This window comes from Nocardia seriolae NBRC 15557 (assembly GCF_007990715.1).
Classification (GTDB): Bacteria; Actinomycetota; Actinomycetes; order Mycobacteriales; family Mycobacteriaceae; genus Nocardia; species Nocardia seriolae.
On the sequence record NZ_BJWY01000098.1, the window covers coordinates 1 to 18,584 of the forward strand.

General features: G+C 70.4%; 18 protein-coding genes. 14 read left to right on the forward strand and 4 right to left on the reverse strand.

The genetic code is table 11. From position 1 onward, the window contains the following. Positions 1-62 precede the first annotated feature (62 nt). The 3 genes from NS2_RS25500 to NS2_RS25510 are packed head-to-tail and all read left to right on the forward strand — an operon-like array spanning position 63 to position 2,675. Positions 63-299 (forward strand): FeoA family protein, encoded by a 237-nt coding sequence (locus NS2_RS25500; RefSeq protein ID WP_052086280.1) that lies wholly within the window; start codon positions 63-65, stop codon positions 297-299. Further along, the gene (gene feoB / locus NS2_RS25505; RefSeq protein ID WP_045437029.1) at positions 292-2,394 is read left to right on the forward strand and encodes a ferrous iron transport protein B; all 2,103 of its coding nucleotides are present in this window, start codon (positions 292-294) and stop codon (positions 2,392-2,394) included. The genes NS2_RS25500 and feoB overlap by 8 nt, the downstream gene beginning before the upstream one ends. After that, positions 2,391-2,675 carry a FeoC-like transcriptional regulator gene (locus NS2_RS25510; RefSeq protein WP_033087366.1) on the forward strand — a complete coding sequence of 95 codons (285 nt, stop codon included), beginning with the start codon at positions 2,391-2,393 and terminating at the stop codon, positions 2,673-2,675. Before feoB ends, NS2_RS25510 begins: the two co-directional genes overlap by 4 nt. Positions 2,676-2,681: 6 nt before the next feature. On the opposite strand, the gene hrpB is transcribed toward NS2_RS25510, so the two are convergent. Beyond that, complete coding sequence (gene hrpB, locus NS2_RS25515; RefSeq protein ID WP_033087367.1) at positions 2,682-5,210, reverse strand: ATP-dependent helicase HrpB; 2,529 nt, start codon at positions 5,208-5,210, stop codon at positions 2,682-2,684. A gap of 479 nt (positions 5,211-5,689) precedes the next feature. On the opposite strand from hrpB, the gene NS2_RS25520 reads away from it, so the two are divergent. From NS2_RS25520 to NS2_RS25540, 5 genes are read left to right on the forward strand one after another with little or no spacing between them, the layout of a single operon-like run. After that, on the forward strand, positions 5,690-6,358 hold the full coding sequence (locus tag NS2_RS25520) for a hypothetical protein (RefSeq protein ID WP_052086282.1): 669 nt from the start codon (positions 5,690-5,692) through the stop codon (positions 6,356-6,358). Beyond that, on the forward strand, positions 6,355-6,744 hold the full coding sequence (locus tag NS2_RS25525; protein ID WP_143161220.1) for a hypothetical protein: 390 nt from the start codon (positions 6,355-6,357) through the stop codon (positions 6,742-6,744). The genes NS2_RS25520 and NS2_RS25525 overlap by 4 nt, the downstream gene beginning before the upstream one ends. Continuing rightward, the gene (locus tag NS2_RS25530; RefSeq protein WP_033087369.1) at positions 6,741-7,220 is read left to right on the forward strand and encodes a M48 family metalloprotease; all 480 of its coding nucleotides are present in this window, start codon (positions 6,741-6,743) and stop codon (positions 7,218-7,220) included. The genes NS2_RS25525 and NS2_RS25530 overlap by 4 nt, the downstream gene beginning before the upstream one ends. A 3-nt stretch (positions 7,221-7,223) precedes the next feature. After that, the gene (locus NS2_RS25535) at positions 7,224-8,357 is read left to right on the forward strand and encodes an MAB_1171c family putative transporter (RefSeq protein WP_033087370.1); all 1,134 of its coding nucleotides are present in this window, start codon (positions 7,224-7,226) and stop codon (positions 8,355-8,357) included. Beyond that, positions 8,315-9,616 carry a cytochrome P450 gene (locus NS2_RS25540; protein ID WP_147207307.1) on the forward strand — a complete coding sequence of 434 codons (1,302 nt, stop codon included), beginning with the start codon at positions 8,315-8,317 and terminating at the stop codon, positions 9,614-9,616. The genes NS2_RS25535 and NS2_RS25540 overlap by 43 nt, the downstream gene beginning before the upstream one ends. On the opposite strand, the gene NS2_RS25545 is transcribed toward NS2_RS25540, so the two are convergent. Next, the gene (locus NS2_RS25545) at positions 9,602-10,780 is read right to left on the reverse strand and encodes an alpha/beta hydrolase (protein ID WP_033087372.1); all 1,179 of its coding nucleotides are present in this window, start codon (positions 10,778-10,780) and stop codon (positions 9,602-9,604) included. The two genes, NS2_RS25540 and NS2_RS25545, sit on opposite strands and share 15 nt — an antisense overlap. A 211-nt stretch (positions 10,781-10,991) precedes the next feature. Here NS2_RS25545 and NS2_RS25550 point away from each other — a divergent pair, with 211 nt between their 5' ends. Genes NS2_RS25550 through NS2_RS25560 form a run of 3 tightly spaced genes read left to right on the forward strand, consistent with a single transcriptional unit; the run spans position 10,992 to position 12,328 of the window. Next, positions 10,992-11,216: a hypothetical protein gene (locus NS2_RS25550; RefSeq protein ID WP_143161219.1), complete on the forward strand. Its 225-nt coding sequence runs from the start codon at positions 10,992-10,994 to the stop codon at positions 11,214-11,216. 45 nt (positions 11,217-11,261) lie between these two features. After that, complete coding sequence (locus NS2_RS25555; RefSeq protein WP_033087374.1) at positions 11,262-11,756, forward strand: carboxymuconolactone decarboxylase family protein; 495 nt, start codon at positions 11,262-11,264, stop codon at positions 11,754-11,756. Further along, entirely contained in the window at positions 11,753-12,328 is a 576-nt protein-coding gene (locus tag NS2_RS25560; protein WP_033087375.1) for an NADPH-dependent FMN reductase, read from the forward strand. The genes NS2_RS25555 and NS2_RS25560 overlap by 4 nt, the downstream gene beginning before the upstream one ends. A 33-nt stretch (positions 12,329-12,361) precedes the next feature. On the opposite strand, the gene NS2_RS25565 is transcribed toward NS2_RS25560, so the two are convergent. Continuing rightward, positions 12,362-14,869: an ATP-binding protein gene (locus NS2_RS25565; protein WP_033087376.1), complete on the reverse strand. Its 2,508-nt coding sequence runs from the start codon at positions 14,867-14,869 to the stop codon at positions 12,362-12,364. A gap of 223 nt (positions 14,870-15,092) precedes the next feature. On the opposite strand from NS2_RS25565, the gene NS2_RS36255 reads away from it, so the two are divergent. The 3 genes from NS2_RS36255 (at position 15,093) to NS2_RS25580 (ending at position 16,758) form a co-directional block, all read left to right on the forward strand. Then, positions 15,093-16,151: a helix-turn-helix domain-containing protein gene (locus tag NS2_RS36255; RefSeq protein WP_052486599.1), complete on the forward strand. Its 1,059-nt coding sequence runs from the start codon at positions 15,093-15,095 to the stop codon at positions 16,149-16,151. A gap of 68 nt (positions 16,152-16,219) precedes the next feature. Beyond that, positions 16,220-16,459, forward strand: coding sequence for a ribbon-helix-helix domain-containing protein (locus NS2_RS38170; RefSeq protein WP_033087379.1), 240 nt, complete (start codon positions 16,220-16,222; stop codon positions 16,457-16,459). Continuing rightward, positions 16,456-16,758, forward strand: coding sequence for a type II toxin-antitoxin system PemK/MazF family toxin (locus NS2_RS25580; protein ID WP_033087380.1), 303 nt, complete (start codon positions 16,456-16,458; stop codon positions 16,756-16,758). The genes NS2_RS38170 and NS2_RS25580 overlap by 4 nt, the downstream gene beginning before the upstream one ends. Before the next feature lie 47 nt (positions 16,759-16,805). Here the strand turns inward: NS2_RS25580 and NS2_RS25585 are convergent, their stop codons facing one another. Further along, the gene (locus NS2_RS25585) at positions 16,806-18,581 is read right to left on the reverse strand and encodes a glycosyltransferase family 2 protein (RefSeq protein WP_052086283.1); all 1,776 of its coding nucleotides are present in this window, start codon (positions 18,579-18,581) and stop codon (positions 16,806-16,808) included. Positions 18,582-18,584 lie beyond the last annotated feature (3 nt).

Here is an 18,584-nt window from a genome sequence, read left to right on the forward strand (position 1 = left end):
GTTAAAATCGGTCATTAGGTTCCCCTAACGTTATCGATGTTCCGGCCGAAAGCAGGGTCCGCATGAGCTCGCTGATCGACAGCAAACCTGGAGAGAATTTCCGGATCGGGCAGATTCGGCTCCTGGGGCGCCAGCGGCGGCGACTGCTCGAAATGGGGCTCATTCCCGGCGCGCCGGTCAGCGTCGCCACGGTCGGGGTCTGCGGCGGGCGCATCCTGCGCCTCGGCGAGGCGCGGATCGCGGTGGACGCGGCCACCGCCCGGGCGATCGATGTGGCGCGGGATTTCGCACATGAGTGAGTCCTGCTGCGGCGCTTCGCCTTCCGGCTCCACGGCGACGCTCAACGGCGCGGCCACCGTGGTACTGGTCGGCAACCCCAATGTCGGCAAGTCGACGCTGTTCAATGCCGCCACCGGCGCGCGCCAGCGGGTCGGCAACTGGCCCGGCACCACCGTCGAGGTGACCGAGGGACCGTGGAAACTGGAGCCGGACCACACGATTCGCCTGCTCGACCTGCCCGGCACCCACTCCCTGCTGCCCGCCGCACCCGACGAGGCCGTCACCCGCGACGCCCTGCTCACCGCCTCCGGACCCGACCGCCCGGACGTGGTGGTCGCCGTGGTCGATGCCGCGAACCTGGCGCGCAGTCTGTACCTGCTCTCGCAGGTGCTCGAGACCGGCGTGCCCACGGTGGTGGCCATGACCATGACCGATGTGGCGGCCGGGCGCGGCACGCCCGTCGACGCCGGTCTGCTCGCCAAGGCGCTCGGCGTCCCGGTGGTGCCGCTGGTGGCGCGCGGCGGCACCGGGATGCCCGCCCTGGCACGGGCGGTCGAGGCCGCCCTGACCGCCCGGCGCACCCCCGTCGCCCCGCATCTCGGCGCGGACGTCGAGCGGGCCATCGAGGCGCTGAAACCGCAACTGCCCGAACGCTATCCGGCCCGCTGGCTGGCACTCGCCCTGCTCGCGGGCGATACTCCGCCCGAGGTTCCGGCGGAAGCAGCCGTCGCGGCACGTGCCCGGCTCGCCGAATCCTGCACCGCGCCGATGGATTCCGAGGAGGACGGTGAGATCCTCATCGCCGAACGCCGCTACGCCTGGGCCCACGATGTGCGATCGGCCGTGGTCACCGACGCGCTGTCGCGAACCACGCTCAGCGATCGGGTGGATCGGATCGTCACCCACCGCTGGATCGGCGTGCCCATCTTCCTGGCCGTCATGTGGCTGGTATTCGAGCTGACCACCACCGTCGCCAAGCCGCTGCAGGACGCGCTGGGCGGCGTCATCACCGGACCGGTCGCCGACGCGGCGGCCGACCTGCTGAGCACCATGCACGCGCCGCAGCCGCTGATCGGGCTGGTGCACGACGGGTTCATCAACGGTGTCGGCCAGGTGCTGAGCTTCGTGCCGCTCATGCTGATCATGTTCATTCTGCTGGCGCTGCTGGAGGATTCGGGCTACATGGCCCGCGCGGCCTTCGTCGCGGACCGGCTCATGCGCACCATCGGGCTGCCCGGGCGCGCGGTACTGCCGCTGATCGTCGGATTCGGCTGCAATGTGCCCGCCATCGCGGGCACCAAGGTGCTGTCCGACCCGCGACACCGGCTGCTCACCGCCCTGCTCATCCCGTTCACCAGTTGCAATGCGCGCCTGGTGGTTTACGTGCTGCTGGCCGGAATCTTCTTCGGCTCCCAGGCCGGGACGGTGGTGTTCGCCATGTACCTGGCCTCCATCGTGCTGGTGGTCGGCATCGGATACCTGTTGCGCAACATCATGTTCCGCGATATGGCCGACGAGCCGCTGGTGCTGGACCTGCCGCCGTACCGGCGGCCCAGCCTGCGGGTGCTGGGCGCGCACACCTGGCAGAAGATGCGCGGGTTCCTCACCACCGCCAGCGGCATCATCGTCGCCACCGTCACCGGCATCTGGCTGCTGGCCTCGATTCCGGTGGGCGGCGGCAGCTTCGGGCAGGTGGCGCCGGAACACAGTGCGCTGGGCGCGGTGTCGTCGGCGGTGTCCCCGGCCTTCGCGCCGGCCGGATTCGACGACTGGCATGCCGGGGCGGCGCTGGTCAGCGGCTTCGTCGCCAAAGAGGCGGTGGTGGCGACCATTTCGCAGTCCTACGCCATGGATGATCCCGGTGACGGCCCGGCCGACGAAAGGCTGTCGGACTCGCTGCGCGGCACCTTCGAGCGCTCCTCGGGCGGGCACACCACCCCCGCGGTGCTCGCGTTCATGGTGTTCCTGCTCGCCTACACCCCGTGCATGACCACCCTGGCCGTGCTGCGCAATGCCATCGGCCTGCGCATGACGCTCATGAGCGTGGCGATGCAGCTGAGCGTGGCGTGGGTGCTGGCGGTGGCGGTGTTCCAGATCGGACGAGTCTTCTGGTGAGCGCCGCCGCGACCATCTCACCCCTGCGCCGGGTGCTGGCTGAAATCACCGCATCCCGCGGCGATTTCAGCCTCGACCAGCTGGCGCGATCGGTCGGCGTCTCCACCGATGAGGCGCGCGCGATGGTCGACTACTGGGTCCGCAAGGGCCGCCTGTCGGTCGAACAGATCGGCTCCGGATGCCCCGCCACCGGCTGTGGCGGTTGCACCCGATCCGGTTGCCCCACCGGCGACAAGGGCCCGGTCCTGCTGGCCATCACCCCGAGCATGCCCCGAGATTGACGGGCGCTACGCCCGATTCGCGTTGCGTGCGGTGCCGCGATGCGCCGTAATCGTGGTGGGGTCCTCGGGCCAGGCGTGTTTGGGGTAGCGGCCGCGCAGGTCCGCTCGGACCTGCGGCCAGCCGGTGCGCCAGAAGGACGCCAGGTCGGCGGTGACCGCCACCGGACGCTGGGCGGGTGAGAGCAGGTGCAGCAGGATCGACGCGCGGCCACCCGCCAGGCGCGGGGGCTCGAGCCAGCCGAAGATCTCCTGCACCTTGACCGCGAGCACCGGCGGGTCGGCGGAGTAGTCCACGCGAATCCGGCTGCCCGAGGGGACTTCCAGGCGTTCGGGCGCGAGATCGTCGAGGTGGGCGGCCTCCGGCCACGGGAGCAGCCGGCGCAGAGCGGCACCGGCATCGACCCGTTCCAGGTCGGCACGGCGGCGAGCGGCGGAAAGCTCTGGCCCCAGCCAGGTTTCGGCCTCGGCCAGCAGGGTTTCATCGTCCACGGCGGGCCAGGGCGCACCGAGCGTGCGGTGCAGGAAGTCCAGGCGCTGACGCAGACCACGGCCGTCCTCATCCCAGCGCAGCAGCTCCAGCCCCTCCGCACGCAGACCCCGCAACAGCGCGGCCGCGACCAATTCCGGGTCCGGATCGGGTAAGGCCTTCTCCGACAGCGTGATAGCACCGAGCCGTTCCACCCGCCGCGCCACCAGCGCACCGTCGACCCAATCCACCTCGTCCGCCGAGCCGAGCAGATTCGCCGCCGCCTGCCGGGCAAGCCGCTCATCGGCCTTGGCCGCCAATCGAATTCGCCCCTCGGACTGCCCCGGATCGCGCCCCGCGACCGCGATGGCCAGCCATTCGGCATCGCCGAGCCCACTGCCCGGCGGCAGCGTCACGGCGGTCCCACCCACCATCAGATAGCTCGCCGACCCGGGCGCACGGCGACGCGCGAGCCGTTCGGGATAGGCCAGCGCCGCGACGAGCGCCGGATCGTCCCCCGAACCGCCCCGCGAATTGCCGCGCCTGCCGCGCGAATCAGCCGATCCGCCCAGCGAGTCCCCTCGCCCGCCGCGCGAATCAGGTTGTCCACCCGAAGAACTCATGAGCTTCGCGAGGCGCTGGGCTTCCCGTTCCCAGCGGGCAGGCCGATCCGCGCGGACCGCACGCACGGCGGCCACCAGGTCGATGCTCGCGGCCAGGGAGTCGTCGTCCAGCAGGGCGACCACCTCGGCCGCCGATCGTGCCCCGACCTCGGCCGCGCCGTCGAGCAGGGCGCGCGCCAGTCGCGGATGCAGGCCGACGGCTGCCATCCGGCGGCCTCGATCCGTCACTGCGCCACCGTCATCCACGGCGTCCAGTGCCCGCAGCACCGCCCGGCCCGCGGCGAGACCGCCCGCCGGGGGCGCGTCCCACCAGGCCAGGGCCTGGCCGTCGACGGTGCCCCAGCAGGCCAATTCCAAAGCGAGCCGGGTGAGGTCGGCGGTTCGGATTTCCGGTTCGGGGTAGGCGGGGAGGGTGGCGTGCTCGTATTCCGGCCAGCAGCGCCAAGCGTGACCGGGGCCCTCGCGGCCCGCACGGCCCGCACGTTGTTCGGCGACAGCCGCCGAAACCCGTACGGTCGCCAGGCCGGACAGTCCGCGGCGGTGATCGATGCGGGGTACCCGGGCAAGTCCCGAGTCCACCACGGCTCGCACGCCCGGCACGGTCAGGCTGGATTCTGCTACGGCCGTGGACAATACGACGCGACGCCGAGCGCCCGGGCGCAGGGCGGCGTCCTGGGCGGCGGCGGCCAGGCGGCCGTGCAGGGGCACCACGTCGATGTCGGGCAGACCGGACAGCGCCTCGGCGGTGCGCCGGATTTCACCCGCGCCCGGCAGGAATACCAGAACGTCACCCGCGCTGTCCGCCAACGCCATTCGGGTGGCGCGCGCCACCTGCTGCTCGATCCGCTCGCGAGCCAGCGGCGGCACGTAGTCCATTGCCACCGGGTAGGCGCGGCCGTGTACTTCGAGGACAGGTGCGGGTGCCTCGTCCCCCAGCAGCACCGCCAGCCGATCCGCCGCGACGGTCGCCGAGGTGGCCAGCACCCGCAGGTCCGGCCGCAACCCGGCTCGTGCGTCCAGCAGCAGGGCCAGCAGCAGATCCGCGTCGAGGTACCGTTCGTGGCACTCGTCGAGCACCACCGCGTCGACGCCGCTCAGTTCCGGGTCGTTCTGCAAGCGCCGCACCAGCAGTCCGGAGGTCACCACCTCGATCCGGGTGCCGGGCCCGGACCTGCGATCCCCGCGCACCGCGTAACCGACGGTCTCCCCGACCCGCTCCCCCAGCAGCGACGCCATGCGCGCGGCCGCCGCCCGTGCGGCCAGCCGCCGTGGTTCGGCCACCAGCACCCGGCCCGGCGTATGTGCGCCGAGGGCCAGGGGCACCAGCGTCGTCTTGCCGGTGCCGGGCGGCGCGACCAGGACGGCGGTGCCGCGCTCGGCCAGGGTGCGGGTGATGTCGTCGAGGGCCTGGCGTACGGGCAGGTCGGGGAGGTCGGGAAGCTTCATTTGCCGATAAGTGTGCCCGACCGGATGCGACGGGCGACACGGTGTCACGGCCGGGCGACAGCGGCGTGTCCGGAGGTGTGGTGTGCAACTGATTGCGGTTCAGTCGATTTCGTTCATCACAGGGGACTTGCCAAATAGATGGGTTCTATTTGTATGATCTTGCGCGGGCCACCTGTTCACTCCCCCCCAGAACAGTGTGAGCCCATATCGATGGCCCACAGCGGCCATCCCGATAGTGACGTCGCCGGGCCAACTCCCCCCTTCGCCCGGCGACGTTGCTATTTCACGGACGGCATCGCAACAGACGCGCCGATCCATCCCCTCCTCGTCCAGATCGGTGCGCAGCCGTGCGATGCCGTCCGCGAATCTGAGACTAAGCCAGCCCACCATCGGTGGCAAGAAAAATCAGTAGAAAACGAATCTCCATTCAACCACCGGCCAACCGGTTCTGACCGGCGAATAGCGTAAAATCGGTATACATGCAGCCGGAGTACGCCTCGTTTCTCGCCGCCTGTGCGCGAGAGCGGCGGCGCGAACTCAACCTCAGCCTCGACGATGTGATCGCCGCCGGCGGACCGACCCGTCGCACGCTGGTCCGGGTCGAGGCCGCGACGCTGGGCCCGGCCCCCAAGCCGGTCACCTTCCGCCGCCTCGACACCGCGCTGGAATGGCAGAACGGCAGCGCGGCCCGGGCCTATTGGCGCGGCGAGAAGCCGCATCCCGTCCGCGCCGAGCGCGCCCTCGACGCGGGCACCGCCATGGTCGCCGTGCCCGCCACCCTGGCACTGGCGCTGTTCGAGGCGCAGCTCGAACTGAATCTGGCCGCGGCCCCGGATCCCGTGGATCGGCTGCGGCTCACCGAATCGGTCGCCCGGATGAACACCGAATGCGGTCGGCTGCTCGGGCTTTACCTCACCGACCTGCTCGAACGGAACCGCGACCCGCAGGGCTCGACCCCGCCGCTGCTGGAACGGGCCTTCGCCGAGCTGCTGAATTCGCCGGTCGCCCCGGAGGATCCCGACTACGAGGACAAACTGTATCGGCGCTGGCTGATCGGGCGCACGACCGAGGTGCCGCGGGAGCTGGCGGGTAGATTCGTGGCCAGGCTGGCGCAAGCCCGGAAGAACGCAGGAGAAGGCCCGCAATGAATCTCGTCGCGACTCGAGTCGACCGGCTGTGTGGGTTGCTCGGATCGCACGAGGCCGCTCCCGAACAGAACACCGATCTCGCCACCCGCGCGGGGCAGCTGCTGGGCCGCCCCGTCACCCCGGACGACATCGCCGACGCGCGGCGCGAGGCCGGTGCCCCGCCGCCGGACCTCTTGCACGCCATCGCGACCCACTTCGACGTGGACCCGCGCTACCTGCTCGACCCCGAATGCGAGGAGATGCGGACCCTCGATCACAAGCTCGCGATACTGGCGACGGCGCGCACGCTCGGAATCAAGCTCGGCGCGGTGCACTTCCGCGGCGGCGAGTTCTCCGTGGAAGCGCTGGAACTGCTGATCGCCACGGTCCGGGACGCGCGGCCGTGACCGGCGACGAGCGGCGGCTCACCGCCCTGATCGCGGGCCTGCGCATCCCAGAACCCTGGGACCTGCGGCAATTCGTGGACGCCCTGGCCGAACAGCGCGGCAAGCCCATCGAACTGGTCGGCCGCGCCGGACTGAAGGCGGCCGGGTTCCCGTGCGGCCTGCTCGCCGAGACCGCCGAGCTGACGCTGATCGTCTACGAGGAGCGGTCCTCCCGCTACATGGTCGAGCACACGGTGCTGCACGAGATCGGCCACCTGCTGCTGGATCACGAGGGCGAGCGCATCCAGGACGCGCTGGGCGAATACCTGGGCGGGCTGGTCGGCCCCGCGGCCATCGCCCGGATGGAGACCGTGCTGGCGCGCGGCGTCTTCGGCACCGCCAAGGAGCTCGAGGCGGAATCGTTCGCCAACCTGATCATGCCCGCCATGCGCCGCCGGCCCTTCGCGCCGTTCCGCAATCTGTTCGTGCGACGGTAGCCCTTGCCTCCGTACTCCTCGCTCCCCGAAGCCGCCGCGTGGCCGCTGTGGCTGCTGACCGCGACCGTCACGGTGCTGCGACTGCGTTGGTGCCGCGACTCTTTCGGCAATCGGCACATCAACAACGCCCTGATCGGCGCGACGCTGGCCTGGCTGCTGATCATCGATTCGGCGCAGCAGGCCGTCGTGGCGGTGCTGCCGTGGCTGACTCCGGCGCGGCAGTATCAGCTCGCCAATGCCCTCATGATCCTGGTGACCGCCGCGGCGTTCCTGGTGGTTTCGGCTGCGCGGCAGCGGAATACGCCGCGCCCGGCGCCGGTCTACGCCTCGGCCGGGTTGATGGGTCTGGGGTACCTGGTGCTGGGCAGCCGGGTGGCCGCGGGTGGCGGACTCGTACTCCAGTATCCCGGTTGGGAAGCCGCGCCGATGACGGTGCTGTTCGTCATCTTCCCCTACGCGTGCGCGATCCTGATCGTGTCGGCGTCCATCCAAGAGCTCAGGGGGCGGCCACCTTTCGGCGCACGGGTGGTCTCGCTGCTGTTCCTGGCGATCTTCTCCGGCCTGATCTGTAGCCTCACCTTCGGTTTGACCACGTCGTTCGTCCTGGCGAGCGGGCACGTCAACGCCTTCACCGAATACGCGGCCCGCACCGACCGGATGGCGTTCGTCACCGACATCATCGGTTTCACGCCGCTGGCCGCGATTCCCTTGGCGTTGCGCCTGATCGACGCCGTGCGCGGTGATCCGGCGGCGCGGGCCGTGCGCGGGCTGGCGGTGCTGTGGGCCGATCTCACCCGCGCCTGCCCCGACGTGGTCCAGCCACGCCCGACCGGAGCCGACGCGACCTATCGGTTGCACCGCACGGTCATCGAGATCAATGACGCGATCCTCAGCCTGGCACCCCATGTGCCCCTGGAAAAACGCACGGAGACGGCAGATTTCGGAGCCGTCGCCCGCGCCCTGTCGGCCGCCTGCGACGCGAAGCAGACCGGCTCCCAACCGGATCCGGCCGCGCCGCGCCTCGACCTGCCCGGCGGCGCCGACCTGCAATCCGAGACTCGAATCCTGTCCGCACTCGCGAAGGAGTGGTCCACATGCCGGCCGTCCCCCATCCGCCCTGGCGCGTACCACTCGTAGGCGACGCGCTCTCGCTCTCGGCGCGCACGCCCGCCCAGAGCATCACCGAGCACGCCGCCGAGCTCGGCGAGGTCTTCGAGGTGCGGGTGCTGCGCTATCCGCGAATGCTCATCGTGAATTCGGCGAAACTGGCCGAACCGATCCTCGACGACCGGCACTGGACGAAGGTGAACGGTCCGGCCTTCCGCAGGCTCGCGCCCATGGCGCCGACCGGGCTGCTGTTCACCGAAACCGAGGACGCCGTCTGGAAACTCGCGCACGACCGGTTGCAACCGGCGTTCAGCCGCACCGCCATGCGCGCCTATCACGCGGCCATGAACCCGGTCATCGCCGAGCATCTGCGCCGCTGGCGGGACCTGCCGCAACCGGTGAACATCAGCGACCTGACCCAGGATCTGGCCTACGACGTCATCACGCGGGCGGGTTTCGGCGCCCGGCTGGACCGCGAGCAGCGCGCCGAGTTCGTCGACACCATGTTCGCGCTGATCCGAACGACCAACCGGGGCAAGGTGATTCCATTCCTGGATGCCGTCGTCGGGATCAATCCGGTACCGCCGCACGCCGGGTCGCTGCGTCGGCACGTGGAGATGGTCGTCGACAGCGGCACCGCCGACGCTCCGCTCTCGGCCGCGCTCGCCGACACCGATCCGGAGCGGGGCGCGCCCCTGACCCGGTCGCAGATCATCGACCAGGCCGTCGTCATGCTCATCGCCGGGCACGAGACCACGGCCGGGACGGTGGCTTTCGCCCTGTACGAGCTGTCCCGCCACCCCGGGATCGCCGACCGCGCCCGCGCGGAGATCGCCGAAACCGGCAGGCACCCGTCGGAATTGGACTACGAGGACATCGCCGGACTCCGGTACCTGCGCGCCGTCGTCGACGAGACCCTGCGCCTGCATCCGGTCGCCCCCGCCTTCATCCGCGGTGCCCGCACCACCACCGCGATCGCCGACCACCGGGTCACGCCCGATGACTGGATCTACCTGAATCTCCTTGCGATCCATCGTGATCCGGCCGTCTGGACCGACCCGGGCCGCTTCTCGCCGGACCGCTTCCTGACCGGGCCCGCCCCGCTCACCTACAAGCCCTTCGGCGCCGGCGCGCGGGCCTGTATCGGCCGCGCGCTGGCGCTGCACGAAGCGGTCCTGACGCTGGCCCACGTCCTGCACGACACCGACCTCGGCCAGACCGGCTACCGCCTCGACATCGCGGAGTTCCCCACCCTCAAGCCCCGCGGCCTGACGCTACGACTCGGGTAGGAACGCGTCGAGCGCCTCGGCGACCAGCCCCGGCTGCTCCAGCGAGGCCATGTGCGGGGTGCCCGGCAGCTCGCGGTATTCGGAGGCGGGAATGCGCTCGGCGATCCCCTTCATGATCGCGGGCGTGCACGAGGCATCGAGTTCACCGGCCAGCACCAGCACCGGAGACGCGAAGTCCGCCAATCGATGCTGGACATCGAGGCCGACGAACGACCGCCAGGCCGCGGCCCAGTCCACCGGATTGCCGCGCAGCACCTGCTCGCGCGCGTAGCGGACCGGCCACGAGTTCTCGGCCAGGAATCCGGGCGTGAACCAGCGGGTGAGCGAGGGCGCGACCTGCGCGGGCATGCCGTCCACCTCACCGGAGCGGGCGCGCGCCTCGAACGCGTCGAAGGGGTAGTCGGTGGTGGCGGCCAAGGTCAGCGATTCGAACTGCTCGGGCGCGGCGACCGCGGCGGTCTGGGCGACCGCGGCGGTCTGGGCGATGCCGCCGCCGTAGGACAGCCCGACCACGTGCGCGCGATCCAGGCCGAGCGCGTCCATCACATCGAGCAGATCCCGCCCGGTGTCGGCCATGGTGTGCGGGCTGGGCGCGCCCGCCGCCCAGCCGTGGCCGCGGATGTCGTAGGCGAAAACCCTGCGGCCGGTGGACAGTCCGCGCATGACCTCGTCCCACATCCGCCAGTCCAGGCCCAGCGCATGCACCAGCAGCACCGCCGGTCCCTCGGCGCCGCGCTGCGCCACCACCGTCTCGTGATCGGCCAGCCCGACCCGCCGCAGTTCGGCCGGACGGTCCAGGCCCACCGTGGCCACCGTCTCGTCGATGACGGCGAGAGCGTTGAGGGCGCGCGGGAATCCGGCGTACACCGAGGCGTGCTCGGCCAGCGCGATGAGTTCCGCGGCGTCGAATCCATTGCGCAGCGCGGCCTTCACGTGCGTGGCCAGTTGCCGCTCGGTGCCGCCCAGGGCGATCAGCATGGACACGGTGGCCAGTTCCCGGTGCGCGCGGCTGAGTTCCGGGCGGGACAGCGTGCCGCCGAACGCACCCTCGATCATGGCGTCGAACAGGTGGGGCGAGCGCCGGCGCAATTCCGCCTGCGCCACATCGGCGTCGGTGCCGATGAGCGCCAGAAACTCCTGCCGCCCCTTGTCGAAACGCTGCATGGGTGATGACTCCTCATGGTGGATGGCTGTTTCCCCGCTTCGACGCTAGGAGCGAGCCGGGCGCGCGAAGGGGGATATTTCACGCCGAACAAGGGTCCGCCGACGCCACCACGCAGGCGATATCTCCATCCGGAACCGGTGGCGGCCGGAACCAGCTTGTTGGCGCGAAAGGTCCCCGTCGCAGGGTTCCGGACGCCCTTAGGTTTTGGACGTGTCATCGATCAAGACCACCGATCCCCTGCTCGTCCCGGTGCTGATGAGTCTGCTGCGCAATGGAATCGTCCATCGCGCAATGGCTCTCGCCATCGCGACAGTGGTTTTGATCGGTGTGCACCAGCCGACCTGGGTGCCCTACGCCGTGACCGTGTACGCCATCTGGAATGCGGCCGCGGTCACGCTGAACTCGGCGCGCGCGGCGCGCGCCGCCGCACGCTGATCGCCCCGAAGGCACCCGACCCAACCACACCCGACAGAGGAATCGATGTTCGATCCAGTACAAGACCACCCGTTGTTCGACCAGGTGCAGCAGCGCATGGGCCGGGTGCCGAACATGACCAAGGTGATGGCGAATTCGACGCCGGTCCTGGAGGGCTACCTCGGTCTGATGGGCGCGCTGAAGAAGGCGTCGCTGCCGGGTCCGACCTCCGAGCGCATCGCGCTGACCGTCGGCGCGTCCAATGACTGCGGCTACTGCGTGGCCGCGCACACCTTCGCCGGCAAGCGGGTCGCCAAGCTCAGCGACGCCGAGGTGGAGGCCGCCAAGGCGGGCACCGCCGCGGACCCGAAAGAGGCCGCGGCCGTGGCCTTCGCGCGGGAGCTGACCGAGTCGCGCGGCAAGGCCAACCCGGCGGCGGCGCTGGCGGCGGGCTGGACCGAGCAGCAGGTGCTCGAGATCGTCGCGCTGGTGGCGCTGCAGACCCTCACCAACTACGTCAACAAGGTCGCCCAGACCGAGAACGATTGGCCCGCGGCATGACCGACCACAAGATCCTCGCCATCTCCGGCAGCCTGCGCGCCGACTCGCACAACACCGCGCTGCTGCGGGCGGCCCAGAAGTTCGGGGCCGGGCTCGATATCGAGATCTACGATCAGCTGCGCGAGATCCCGCCCTACGACCTGGATCTCGACACCCCGGCGCTGCGCCCGGCCGTCGTCGCCGAGCTGCGCGACCGGATCACCGCCGCCGACGGCCTGCTCATCGCCACCCCGGAGTTCAACTACTCGATCCCCGGCGTGCTGAAGAACGCCCTGGACTGGGTGAGCACCGACTGGACCAAGACCGAGGGCCTGCCGCTGCTGCGCAAGCCGATCGCCATCATGGGCGCGGCGCCCACCCAATTCGGTTCGGTGCGTGCGCAACTGGCGCTGCGCCAGGTCTTCGTGTGGACCGAGAGCGATGTGGTGGTCAAGCCCGAGGTGATCGCGTTCCGCTCGCACGAGCGTTTCGACGACGACGGCAACCTCGTCGACGAGACCACCGTCGGGCTGCTCACCGGGCTGCTCTCGGCGCTCGCCACCAAGATCGATCGGGCCGCCGAATCTCGCTGAGCGGGCGGATATCTCGCCCGGCCGCTGCCGGGCTCAGGGTGCGCGCCGGGCTGCCCCATCGGCTCGATCGCGCTCCGCTTCGGGGAGCAGCGGCCGGATGTCCTTGCGCGAGTTGATCATCAGCTTGGCGAGGACGGACGCGACCTGGGCGTCCACGGTCCGGGTGGAGGTGCCGCGGCGCGTCGCGATGGCCGTGTTGGTCATTCCGGCCGCCGCCAGCACCGCCACCTCCCGCTCGGCCTGCGTCAGTTCGCCCCACACCGGTGACCCGCCGACGGGGATGGCGGCGGGCGCGGGCCCCGCGTTGCCGGTGTGCCCGGCCGCCCGGTCGGCCGTCGCCGGGCACACCGCGGGGAGTCGATCCGCGCCGGGCGCGAATTCGGCCTCGCGCACGGCTGTTTCGAAGATCTCGCGGCCCAGAATTCGCGCCGCCACCTCGACGGCCTCCGCGTTCTGGCGGGCGAAGGGTCGCAGGTTCGCCAGTTCGAGACCGAGCCGGCGGCGGATGGCCGCCGTGCCGCCGATCAGCCGGGCGACCTCTCGCGCCCGATCCGCGGCAGCCGCCACCCGTACCCCGGCGGCCACCGCGGGCTCGGCGAGGATCAACCGGGACAGGATCCAGGCCCGAATATTCAGGCCCCACACCACACCCCAGTGATCGCGCATCGGGATCTGCCACGCCAGCGCCGTATCGCACAGGGCCAGGCCCTCGACCGGGTCGCCGTGCGCGGAAACCGCGATGGCACGGGCGAACCGGGCCCACGAGATCGCCGACTGCGGACCGGCCGCGATCATCGCGTCGTGGAAATCGCGCGTCACCGTCAGCGCTTGCTCGGCCGTGCCGTGGAACGCGGCCGACAGCGCCTCGAACAACCAGCTCATGGTCGCGCCGTCGACGTCACCGTTGGCCGCGAACTTGATTCGGGCGCGGGCGAGCACCTCCGTCCCGCGCGGATCGGTGTCCACCAGCCACAGCAGGCCGCCCCACAGGTAGTCCACCGGCGCGGGCAGTCCCGGATCCACGGCCGGATCAGCCCGCCACGTCCGCCGGGCTTCCGGTTCGAGGCAGGCGTCGGCGCATTCCTCCAGCAGTCGATCGGCGTCCGCGGACCGGCCCTGGCACAGGCTGAGCCAGCCGATCAGCGCCTTCGACGCCACTTCGAGTTCGACCGGGCACCGGCCCGAGGCCTGCACCGCGGCCAGGCTGCGTTCGGCCAGGCTGCGGCACTCCCGGAGAGAACCGCGCAGGAACGGGATCCGCGCGGCGAGCAGCCGCAGGGCCATGTCCAGGCCGATGACCGCCTCGTCCGGATCGGTGAGGCTGCCCTCGATGGCGTAGACGATGTTGTCCCATTCCATCCGGGCGTGGGTCAGCAGTTCCTGCTCGCGCGGGCTCACCCAGCCGATCGAGACCGCCGTGACCCGGTCCTGGTAATAGCGGCGATGGCGGGCGGTCAGGCGCAGCCACTCCGCATCGCCGTTGTCGCGCAGTCGTTCCCGGGCGAAGACCTGGAAGCTCTCCAGCAGCGAGTACCTCGCGGTCTCGGCACCGACGTGGATCAGGACCAGCGAACGGTCCACCAGGCGTGGCAGCAGGGTCTCGATGTCGGCCCGGAGGGGGCCGCCCGGATCGGCGCAGATCGCCTCGATCGCGGCGAGATCCGCGCCGAGCTCCGAGCCCGCGCTCCGATCCGGTTCGGCGTCATCGGGATTGGCGTCGTATCCGATGGCGAACACCGACAGCCGGGCGAACAGCGCCTGTTCCTCGGGTTCGCACAGGTCGTAGGACCAGCCGATGACCGCGCCGAGATCGCGGTGGCGGTCGTCGGCGCCCACCCGGAATCCGGGCGACCAGCGCAGCCTGCGATCGCCGGGCGCGCCGCCCAGATCGCGCAGGATCATGGCCGGTGACTGGTAGCGCAGACGTGCGGCGGCCAGCCGGATGTGCAGCGGATAGTTGTGCAGCCGTTCACAGATCCGGGCCACGACCTCGGTATCGGCGTCGGCGATCGGGTGCCCGGACAGGTCCGCGCGCTGCCGGAAGACCTCGAGCGCCTGGCTACGGGACAGCGGCGGAATGACGACCAGGTGTTCGTCCACCCACCCGATGGCGGTGCGGCTGGTGGCCAGCACCGCCAGCTCCGGAACCTGTTCGAGCAGATCCGCGATGGCGTGGCCGACCCCGTCCAGCACGTGTTCACAGTTGTCGAGCACCAGCACGCAGCGCGATGCCTCGGGCCTGCCGAGCGCGTCGAGCAGGGCTCGGCGTGCCGTGCGGTCGGAGAAGTCACCGTCGATCACCGCGGCGGCGATCTCGTCCAGTACGGCGTCGGCACTCGCGCCCGCGGACAGTTTCGCCAGGTGCGCCCAGTACACCGGCAGCCCGGTGTCCCGGCGCAGCCGCGCGGTCGCCGTCATGGCCAGCCTGGTCTTCCCGATTCCGCCCGAACCGACCAGCGTGACCATGCGCGCCCCACCCGGCAGCAGGATCGCGACACGCTCCAGCTCCGGTTCGCGACCGACGAACCCCTCAGTGCTCATCGGTATACCTACGCCGCACTCTTCGGGTCCACCAACACGTCGAACCAGCCTAGTGGTTCGGACCGACGCGTCCACTCCGACCTCGGTCGACTCCGTCACGCCGGGCCCGCCGGTCCCGTTCCGCCCCGGCTACCGATGCGCGCGACCTACCTATTCGCCGAGGCTGGTGAACGTCGCCGTGTACCGGACACGGATGCTCGTTCACCGTGGGGGAAGGATTCGGATGCTCTTGCCGGGGGACACTCGGTCGCCGTCGGCGATCCACGGCACCACTCCCGCCCGCACGGCCGGATTGCTGCGCGCCACCGCGCTGCGCCTCGGCGTGCCGCCCGGCGAGCTCAATGCGCTCGAGCCGAGCGTGGACCCGGATGTCCTGGACGACGATCGGCTGCGGGTGCCCACCGAATGGGTGTGGCGGGTCTGGGAACTCATCGCCGCCGCGGCCGGTCCCGGCTCCGGCCTGCTGGTGGCGGCCGCCGCCGAACACAGCGGCCTGCACGTCTGGGACTACCTGTTCACCTGCGCCCCCACCCTCGCCGAGAGCGTGCGGACCGCGATCGACCTACGGGGCGTGGTGACCGACCCCGGCACGGACTGGGCGGTCGAAGAACGCGGCAGCCTGCTCACTTTCCGGGCGACCCCCACCGCCGAACCCACCGCCGCGCTGGCGGCCATCGAGGAATTCACCCTCTCCACCGTGCTGCGCCGCCTGCGCGCCGCCGCCCGCCAGCAGCTCATCCCGGTCCGAGTCGCATTCAGCCACAACGCGACTCACTTCTACAACCGCATGTCCGACGAATTCGACACCAGCCGAATCGATTTCGCCGCCCCCTGCGCGGAGATCACCTTCCTCGACGCGGGCCCGCTGCCGACCGGCTCGGACCCCTACCTGGGCGCCATGCTCCGCGATCACGCCCACCTCCTGCTGACCGCCTCCCGCTCGGCCCCCGACTGGCGAGAAACCCTGCACGACACCATCACCGACGCCCTCCGCACCGGCGACCCCAGCCTCGACGCCGCCGCCCGCCGCCTCACCATGAGCCCCCGCACCCTCCAGCGCCGCCTCCAGGCCATGGGCACCAACTGGCGCCAGGAAGTCGAATCCGTCCGCCACCAACACGCCCTCCACCTCATCCGCCACAGCGACCTCCCCGTCCAATCCGTCGCCGCCCGCCTCGGCTACACCGACGCCCGCACCCTCCGCCGCGCCCTCCGCCGCTGGACCGGCCACACCGCCACCGACTTCCGCCGCACCCTCCCCGTCACGGCGGACCCCTGCTGACGACAGCCGGCCGGACCTCATTGCGTCTTGAATCCCGAGAGCATACCGATATTGGTATGCTCGATGGTATGAGCAAGCAGATCACCATCCGCCTGCCGGATGAGCTAGTCGATTTCGTGGACGCCGAGGTCGCAGCCCAGCACTGCGGCAGCCGTGCTGCCCTGGTCGCCGCCGCTCTCGAGCACTACCGCGAACGTGTCATCGGGGAAGCCATCGTCGCCGGGTACACCGCCATCCCCGACGGCCGCGACGAGCACCTCGACGAATTCCTCTCCGCCGCGAACGAGTCCGTATGGGGTGATGGGTGAGGCCGATCCACATCGCCGAGCTGGGCGCCAAACCCCGACCGGTACTCGTACTGACCCGCGACATCGCCCGCACAGTGCTCAACACCGTCACCGTCGCCCCGATCACCAGCATCGTCCGCGGCATACCCACCGAGGTACGACTCGACTCCACCAACGGACTCGACCACGACTGCGTAGCCCTTCTGGACAAAATAACCACCATCCCCTCCGCCGCACTCGGCCGCCGCGTCGGCCACCTGCACCCCGGACAAGAACAGCACTTGACCGACGCCGTCCGCGCCGCCTTCGAACTGAAGTAAGTCCCGTGATGAAGGGACTGCCCCGCACGGCATCGCCGGTCTCCGGGTCAGGAGGTGCGGCTGGTGTCGTCTCGTTCCCAGCGGGAATCGCTGTGTGCGGCACGGCGTCTCGCGGCTATCGCGATGCCGAGGTAGATCGCGGCGTCGAGGGCCGAGCGGGGGCCGGTGATTGTGCGCAGGATTGCGCGGGCGGTGGTTTGGGTGGTGTTCGGGGTTCGGTGCGGGTCGCGTTCTCTGAGTTCGGTGTTGCCTCTGTGGTGTCTGGTGAGGACTGTGAGAAGGCCGGGGAGGGTGGTGGGGGTGGTCCACACCGAGGGGTCGGTTTCGACGACCGTCTTTTCGGTGTCGTCGAATTGGGTGTCTACGAACATGTCGTCGCCGGTTACGTCGGGGAATTCGCCGAAGCGTTTGTGGGCTTCGGCGCTGAGGCCGAAGACGCCTGCCCACCACAGGGCGTTCTGGTGGGCGGCCATTTTTCGGCGGGCACGGTAGTAGCCGCGGACGAGGGGGGTCGCGGTGGCGGAGTCGTAGCGGAAGGTGGGGCGGGCGGCGAGGATGTCGCCGCGGTCGATGCGGTCGAGGACGGCGAGGATGGTGGTGGCGGTGATCTGGATGTCGGCGTCGAGGTAGAGGCGGGGCCAGGAGGTGGCGATGCTGTCGCCGGTGTTGAGGGCCAAGGGTTTCGAGCCGGTCGGCAGTTCGACCACGTGGACGCCGGGGATGGTGCGGGCTCGGGCGGCGGTGTCGTCGGTGCAGCCGTTGGCTACCACGATCAGTTCGAAGTAGCCCGCGACGGCGGCCGCGCCGAGGGGGCGCAGGGTGCGTTCGATGACGGCGGACTCGTTGTAAGCGGGGACGATGACCGCGCCGCGGCCGAAGGGGCCGGAGAGGGTTTCCGGCACAGCGGGTTTCGTCGCCCTGGGCAGGGTGTTCCAGCGGTGGCGGTTCAGCACGATCGACAGGGTGCGGCGGTGGTCGGCGTCGTAGCCGCGCAACCCGGCGGCGAGGGCGACCATGGCGCGGAAAAGCGTTGCGTACCAGCGGGTGTGATGGAGTTCGACGTAGCGGATCCGGTTGACTTCCAGCAGGGTCGCCAGTGCCGGAGACGTTCCGGAGCCGCCGAGCCGGTGCTGCACGACGGCGGTGGGGTCGAAACGAACCGTGTGACCGCTCGATCGGATGCGGCGGAAGTACTCGGTCTCCTCGGAGTAGAGGAAGAAGGACTCGTTCCACTCGCCCAGTGCCACGGCCAGGGAGCCCCGGATCAGCAGGCACGCGCCGGTGGCCCAGTCGACATCGTGGGCCTGCTCGTAACTGCTTGGGCGATAGTCGAATTCCGACAGCCACTCCGGGCGGTCCCGCCAGAGCTTGCTGCCCAGCAGCGCGTCCCCGAAGGCCCGCGTCACCGACGGCTCTCGGGACAGTGAGGGGTGGGGGTGACCCTCGTTGTTCAGGATCAAGGGCACCACGGCCCCGATGCGGTCGTCGGCGTCGAGGGTGGCCACCATCCGGGCGATGGCCCCGGGACGCACCCGCAGGTCCGGGTTCAGGATCAGGACCGCGTCGCAGCTGCCGATATGGCCGAGACCGACATTGATCCCGCCCGCGTAGCCCAGATTCCCGCCCGACGCCACGAACACGACCTCGGGATATCCGCGCACGACTTCGGCTGTGCCGTCGGCGGATTCATTGTCGACGACCACGATTCGCAGCGCGATGCCCCGCGCCTCGGCGCGTAAATCCGCCAGCAGCAACGGGATATCCGTGGCGCTGTTGTAGGTCACGATGACGATCGCGACCGCGACATGCTCGGTCGAGTTCATGTA

What these genes read in the sequence shown, in the direction of transcription:
- NS2_RS25500 (WP_052086280.1), top strand. Translation starts at nt 63, where the DNA reads ATGAGCTCGCTGATCGACAGCAAACCTGGAGAGAATTTCCGGATCGGG.
- feoB (WP_045437029.1), top strand. Translation starts at nt 292, where the DNA reads ATGAGTGAGTCCTGCTGCGGCGCTTCGCCTTCCGGCTCCACGGCGACG.
- hrpB (WP_033087367.1), bottom strand. Translation starts at nt 5,210, where the DNA reads ATGAAGCTTCCCGACCTCCCCGACCTGCCCGTACGCCAGGCCCTCGAC.
- NS2_RS25520 (WP_052086282.1), top strand. Translation starts at nt 5,690, where the DNA reads ATGCAGCCGGAGTACGCCTCGTTTCTCGCCGCCTGTGCGCGAGAGCGG.
- NS2_RS25525 (WP_143161220.1), top strand. Translation starts at nt 6,355, where the DNA reads ATGAATCTCGTCGCGACTCGAGTCGACCGGCTGTGTGGGTTGCTCGGA.
- NS2_RS25540 (WP_147207307.1), top strand. Translation starts at nt 8,315, where the DNA reads ATGCCGGCCGTCCCCCATCCGCCCTGGCGCGTACCACTCGTAGGCGAC.
- NS2_RS25545 (WP_033087372.1), bottom strand. Translation starts at nt 10,780, where the DNA reads ATGCAGCGTTTCGACAAGGGGCGGCAGGAGTTTCTGGCGCTCATCGGC.
- NS2_RS25555 (WP_033087374.1), top strand. Translation starts at nt 11,262, where the DNA reads ATGTTCGATCCAGTACAAGACCACCCGTTGTTCGACCAGGTGCAGCAG.
- NS2_RS25560 (WP_033087375.1), top strand. Translation starts at nt 11,753, where the DNA reads ATGACCGACCACAAGATCCTCGCCATCTCCGGCAGCCTGCGCGCCGAC.
- NS2_RS25565 (WP_033087376.1), bottom strand. Translation starts at nt 14,869, where the DNA reads ATGAGCACTGAGGGGTTCGTCGGTCGCGAACCGGAGCTGGAGCGTGTC.
- NS2_RS36255 (WP_052486599.1), top strand. Translation starts at nt 15,093, where the DNA reads ATGCTCTTGCCGGGGGACACTCGGTCGCCGTCGGCGATCCACGGCACC.
- NS2_RS38170 (WP_033087379.1), top strand. Translation starts at nt 16,220, where the DNA reads ATGAGCAAGCAGATCACCATCCGCCTGCCGGATGAGCTAGTCGATTTC.
- NS2_RS25585 (WP_052086283.1), bottom strand. Translation starts at nt 18,581, where the DNA reads ATGAACTCGACCGAGCATGTCGCGGTCGCGATCGTCATCGTGACCTAC.